4 protein-coding genes are annotated in these 5,786 nt (G+C 41.8%); 2 read left to right on the top strand and 2 right to left on the bottom strand.

Annotated features, from left to right (window positions below; translation table 11 throughout):
* Positions 1-1,052: 1,052 nt before the first annotated feature.
* Positions 1,053-1,718, top strand: a complete 666-nt coding sequence (locus VGB26_08965; protein ID HEX9757918.1) for a response regulator transcription factor — start codon at positions 1,053-1,055, stop codon at positions 1,716-1,718.
* Positions 1,719-2,096: 378 nt separating this feature from the next.
* Here the strand turns inward: VGB26_08965 and VGB26_08960 are convergent, their stop codons facing one another.
* Positions 2,097-2,612 carry an NYN domain-containing protein gene (locus VGB26_08960; GenBank protein ID HEX9757917.1) on the bottom strand — a complete coding sequence of 172 codons (516 nt, stop codon included), beginning with the start codon at positions 2,610-2,612 and terminating at the stop codon, positions 2,097-2,099.
* Positions 2,613-2,880: 268 nt separating this feature from the next.
* On the opposite strand from VGB26_08960, the gene VGB26_08955 reads away from it, so the two are divergent.
* Positions 2,881-5,112 (top strand): diguanylate cyclase, encoded by a 2,232-nt coding sequence (locus VGB26_08955; GenBank protein HEX9757916.1) that lies wholly within the window; start codon positions 2,881-2,883, stop codon positions 5,110-5,112.
* 350 nt (positions 5,113-5,462) lie between these two features.
* On the opposite strand, the gene VGB26_08950 is transcribed toward VGB26_08955, so the two are convergent.
* Positions 5,463-5,615: a hypothetical protein gene (locus tag VGB26_08950; GenBank protein ID HEX9757915.1), complete on the bottom strand. Its 153-nt coding sequence runs from the start codon at positions 5,613-5,615 to the stop codon at positions 5,463-5,465.
* Between the last annotated feature and the right edge of the window lie 171 nt (positions 5,616-5,786).

The raw sequence follows: 5,786 nt of genomic DNA, 5'->3' as shown, positions 1-5,786 counted from the left end.
CGGGAATGACGAACTGGATTTTGCAGGAACCTCTAATACTTCAAAGGCTTCAACCACAGAATGACTTTGCCTTGACCCTTGCCCTGTATGGACCTTAAACACTTTTTAACAATTTTTACCCACTCGATTACACGAAGACCCCTTTTTCTTTTAACCCCATGAAGGGGCACTTTGGTGTAGTTTGTTTTAATGGCCGCAGTATAGTGGGAAACCACTCTAAGTTGCTGAGTCTTATCAGTTTTTCTTTGAAGCCCCGAAAAAACCCTCCCTTTTCCTTTTTAAACTTTACCTTTCCTTAACACAATCTAAAAAAAAGTTCATTTTAGCTTTATTTGACCCTCATAAAGTTAACCTATTCTGACCTCAGTTGATGATTCATGACTCATTCAAGAAATGGAGGTGAGGCCGTGGAAACCATGGGAGGATTTTTGGAATATGGAATTGCTGCCTTAATGGGGGCAGGCGCAATGGTTGTATTAAGTGTTTTGGCCCTGATCCTGGATGAAGGAACCCAAGGGGGAATTTAAACAGGGACTCCTTTTCCCTTATGTGACGGGTCCCTGGTTTTAAATGGAGAAAAGAAGAAATGTTTTAGCCCATGACTTTAATAAAGGGAGGGAAAAATGGAACCTTTTATTTTTGGCAACTTGTTAATGGCAACTGCTTCACTATATTACTTTTTGCTCCTTTCCCGTTAGATTTTCCGGTGGGGGGGTTAAGAGTTTTTATAAAGGGATAAGGGGGGGGTCCACCAGGGATCAGAAAAGTTAAATGTTAACCAACCCTTCTTGAACTGATTCCTTTACCGGGAAAATAAAAACAAGGATTGCAAATGGGATTCAGGGAACGTGTGAGGGTTAGGCTTATAACAACTCATCCCTTAAGGTATGAGAAAATTCAAAGGCCTATTTTTAAAAGCCCCGCATTGCCCTTTTTTTTTCTGTTTGATCACTTTCAACCTATTTTAAATGGGTTCCGATTAATTGAAACTTCTTTCTTCGTGGAATTTTATAATAGATGAGCCTTTGTTAAATTTCAATGCGGGAGAAAAAATGAACCCTCAAAGTGTAAGTTTGGTTATTTTTGGAAAGGATCATATGATTCCCAAAATCAGTGACAGTGATATAGGGTGGGGGTATCAATACTCAATCCTGTTCCGCACTCCGGACCTGTCAAAAGGGTTAAAGAAACTCAAAGAATTAAAACCCGATCTGATTCTGGTTGAAGCCAATCAAATTGAGGAAGAAAAAACGTCCTTTTTATTGAAATTGAGGGTTTCACACCCTGAAGCAAAAATTCTAATGTTGGTTCAGGACTATTCATTGATGGAATGGTTCTCCTTTCTAAAGGCGGGGGTTAGAGGAATTTTGGAGTCTGGTTTTACGCTAAAGGATTTGGGTGCAGCTGCTTCGGTGGTTTATCAGGGAGGAATTTTTTTAGATTCTAGGAAACGTGAAAAGTTGGTCCATGAATGTGCCGCCAAGGTAAGGCATATGGATCAGAGAATCTGGGATTTGCTAACAAACCGGGAGATTCAAATATTAAAATATTTAGCAGAGGGCCATACCGCAAAAGAAACTGCCAATCTTTTAGGGTTAAGTCCCAAAACCGTGGATACCCATAAGGCCAATTTAATGCGAAAGGTTAATATCCATCATCGAACCGATCTGATCAAATATGCGCTTCGGAAAAAAATTGTTTCCCTTCATGACATCTAAACCAAGGGGTTCGTGAAGAAAGGCCCCCCCTTTACCCATGGATTTGTAAGGGATGGCCCGTGTTCAGATCAGAGGTCTTCCGGGATATTTTCCTGGATTGAAGGGGCAACGGGGACTCTAGGTTTGAGAACCTTTTCCTTTTCCCAATCCGTTCCCCTTCCGGTTTACCCGGACCGATCCACAAATAATTGGTATTGGGTTTAATTTGAACAATTTTTTTAATTTAACCAAAATTTTACCCCCTTTATATTGGAAGCTTTTTTCCATCCAACAAAACCTTGAAACCTTTCCCCGTCACTGGAAACCGAGAACCCCCTTGTGTTTTCATTAAATGCCATACCTGTTTGCCAATGGCCTATTTCTCCCCGATGCTATTGCTTATAAATTTTTTAACTTGGCCTTTCTCCGCCGCTCGGTTTTTGAAGCCCGAAAAGGATTTCCTTTTTTAATTTTTCTTTGTTTGTGTTGAGGGTTCTCCCTTTCCTCCTTTTGGGAAGGGTTTAAGGATTCCTGGTCAAAAAGAGCGTTGAATAGCTTGGCTTCAAATTCGCCAGAAAACATTGTGGTGGCATCTAAGGTTTGGGCTATTTTTTGCAATTCCCGATCAGAAGTTACCACAATACACCGGTTTCTTTTTTTGCCGGCCATACGGGCAATCACCGTGTCTGCTTTTTCACCCCGTCGGGAAAAAATAATGGAAATCCCTTTTATTTTCTCCTGGTGCTCCCATTCTTCCCCTGTTTTCCAACCATCAAAAACCACAGTAATTGGAATTTTTTTTATTTGATGATATTGTGAGAGATCTTCAATTAATTTCCCCCTTTTGACCTCTAGGTTTCCATGGAGGCCATTTTTTCTCCCCAAAAAGTTGTATCCATCGATAATCAGTAACATGAATTCATTGTATGGGATTGCCTCTGGGTGTGCAATGGGCTAAAAAAGAAGAATAGGCGGATATTCCCTGAGGGTATGATATCAGAAAGGGTAAGTTTAGCTAAACAACCCTAGAATATTTCTAGGGTTTTATTATTACGGCGAGTACTTACCTTGACTGGTTTTTCTTCACCGATATACTTGAGAGTGAAAGCCCTTCCTTTTCCCGATGAAACCGGACGGATAAATTTTGAATTTCATAGTCTGTTATTTTAAAAAAAGGCCCCCAATGGCTTATGGGCTCGTATTGGCTGGAGCGATTGTTCTTTTTTGGTTGGATACTCGATTCTCCTTGGGCCCCGCCTCCGGAATTCCATTTGTTTTGCTGGTTGTTTTGGGGATGTTGTTCCCCAATAAACAGTTCATCTTGTATTTATCAGGGTTTGCCTTTTTCCTCACCATTGCAGGTCATTTTTATTCACACCCCATCCAAGAACCCTGGTCGGTACTCCCTGACCGGTTTTTTTCAGTGATGAGTATTGGATTGATGGGTTATTTTGGTTATCAAACCCAAAAAGCCAATGAGGAAATGGTTGCGGTGGAGAACCGTTTTAATCATTTAATAAAAGGCCTTTCAGGGATGGTTTGGGTGGCCGATCAAGAAGGTGGATTCCATTCCGCCAGTCCGGGGATTTTGGATCTTTATGGGTATACTCCCGATGAAATGTATGGGGGGGGAGCTCCGTTACGCTACGAAAAAATTCACCCTTTGGATGTAGACCGGGTGAAAGACGCGTTTCAACAGCTCGTCACTGACAATAAAGAATATGACATTCAATACCGGTTTCAGAAAAAAAATGGAGCCCGGGTTTGGTTTAGGGAAAAATCAATAAAAACCTTTCGGCAAAATGGGATTTGGTTTGCAGAAGGGGTGGTGTGGGATATTACAAAAGAAAGGGATTTAGAGGAAGCTTTTCTCACCGATAAAAATCAGATGAAGTTGGCCCAAAACCGGGTGGGGTTTGGGACATGGGAATGGGACATTCATTCCAATCAAATAAAATGTTCGGAGGAGTGCTCCCGATTGATGAATCAAAGTCCCCAAATCCATGAGGTTACTTTTCAGGAATGGTTGAATTGGGTAAATCCGGAGGACCGGGACCTGGTGAGGGAAAAAATGGTGTCCGGGCTTAAAAAAGGGTGCCCGATTGAAACCCAATTTCAAGTGGTTTGTCCCAACGACGAGATACGATGGATTTTATTGAAGGCCGATCCCTTCGGAGGTGATCAAAAAGAAGGAAGACGTATCCAGGGTGTGGCCATCGATATTACAAAACAAAAAAGGGCCCTGGTCACCGTGGATGAGCAGACCATTCGAGATCCACTCACCGGATTGTACAACCGGGGTTATTTCGATCAACGTCTATTGGAGGAGATCAATCGATCTGAAAGAAACCGTTACCCTTTGGCCGTTCTTCTTTGCGATTTGGAAAAATTTCATCTGGTGAATACTGCCAAGGGCCATCAATCGGGAAATAATGTCCTCAAGTCTGTGGCCAAAAGTATTCAGAATTCTACTCGAAAAATGGATGTTGTTTTCCGCTGGGGAGGCGATTCGTTTATGGTGATTCTATCGGACATCAAAAGAGGGGGAATCGTTGCCGTATCCGATCGGATACGAAATGGCGTTAAGAGTTTTGGAAAAGAAGTAGATCTTCCATTGGATTTGATTATCGGAATTGCTATTTATAAAGAGCATGGAAGAACCGTGGAAGAGTTGACTCACATGGCGGACCGGGCCCTGCATATGGCGGCCCAAGGAACTGAAAAAATTAAAATCGGAGTGGAAGACTATACCCTCAATGACCAAACCGTGAAAACCGTTTTTCAGCCCGTGGTTGATATTCAATCCAATCGGGTCATCGGGTTTGAGGCCCTCAGTCGGGATCCGAAAGGAAAACTAAGTATCCAGGAATTATTTGCCCGCTACCAAGCGGGGGGTCAGCTTCACGCATTAAAAGCGATTTGTTTTAAATCACAGTTAAAAACCGCACACACCATTGGACTGAATCGGGTCTTCATTAATGTGGATTTCACCATCCTTGAGCAAATGGATTTGATCCCAATTCCCCCTAATTTGGATGTGATTTTGGAAATCTCAGAGTTAGAGCCCCTGAATGATATTGCAATGCGTCTGGAGGTTGCCAGAAAATGGCGAAAGTTGGGTTACCGATTTGCGATTGATGATTTTGGGGCAGGGTTTGTTTCCTTCCCGTTTATTGCTCAGTTTGGTCCCGAATTTATTAAGGTTGACCGAAGCAGTATCCTCCATGCCGTAACCTCTGAAAAATTTAGAGATTTTCTTAAGGATCAAATCACGGCTTTGAAGAACTATTCTCCCGAGGGAATTATTGCGGAGGGGGTGGAAACGGAAAAAGAATTGCAAATTGTTAAAAAAATTGGAATTCATATTGCTCAAGGGTATTTATTTGGAAAGCCCAAGGAAGTCAGCTCACTTTAGGTTTTCCAGGAAATATTTCTTTTTCCCCCCCCTTTGATTCAATGTCCCTTTATAAAATTAAGGTGACTTACCCTGACGCTCTGCAGGGACCCCGCTTTAAAACCAATCCATAGAATACGCATAAAGAAGGTGATGCCTTTTCCCCAATATTTTACAAGAATTTTCCCTCAAAAAAAGGGTTTTGATCACCATTAGTTTTTGACAGGATGCCATTGGGCAATGGTTTTGGTTTTGCCGATTCCCCCCTGAAACATCCAAACGTTTCCGGTCTGGGTATCGATTTTAAATAGCAGGTTGGCTTTATCGGTTTTATTTTCATCGGTTTGTGTGAAAGGGGTTTCCCCTTGAAATCATTGAAACCGTCCCTTTTGATTTAAATAAAGAAACCCATCGGGTGAATTCTCAGAGTCGTTTTGTTGGGCCATTGAGAAATGGGTCACCAAAAGGCCAGTGGTTAAGAGAATTAAGGTTCCCATGAACAGAATTTCAACTTTTTTTCTCATGGTAAATTCCTCCTGTCCGTTTAATTTTTTTGGGTCTTCGTGAAATCGAGTGGGTAAAAATTGTTAAAAAGTGTTTAAGGTCCATACAGGGCAAGGGTCAAGTCAAAGTCATTCTGTGGTTGAAGCCTTTGAAGTATTAGAGGTTCCTGCAAAATCCAGTTCGTCATTCCC

The sequence above is a fragment of the Nitrospiria bacterium genome, assembly GCA_036397255.1.
In the GTDB taxonomy this organism is placed as follows: Bacteria; Nitrospirota; Nitrospiria; order DASWJH01; family DASWJH01; genus DASWJH01.
The sequence above is the reverse complement of the archived record's forward strand: the minus strand, read 5'-3'. Positions and strand labels throughout refer to the sequence as shown.

Coding starts and splice junctions, on each gene's coding strand:
- VGB26_08965 (HEX9757918.1), top strand. CDS start 1,053: ATGAACCCTCAAAGTGTAAGTTTGGTTATTTTTGGAAAGGATCATATG.
- VGB26_08960 (HEX9757917.1), bottom strand. CDS start 2,612: ATGTTACTGATTATCGATGGATACAACTTTTTGGGGAGAAAAAATGGC.
- VGB26_08955 (HEX9757916.1), top strand. CDS start 2,881: ATGGCTTATGGGCTCGTATTGGCTGGAGCGATTGTTCTTTTTTGGTTG.
- VGB26_08950 (HEX9757915.1), bottom strand. CDS start 5,615: ATGAGAAAAAAAGTTGAAATTCTGTTCATGGGAACCTTAATTCTCTTA.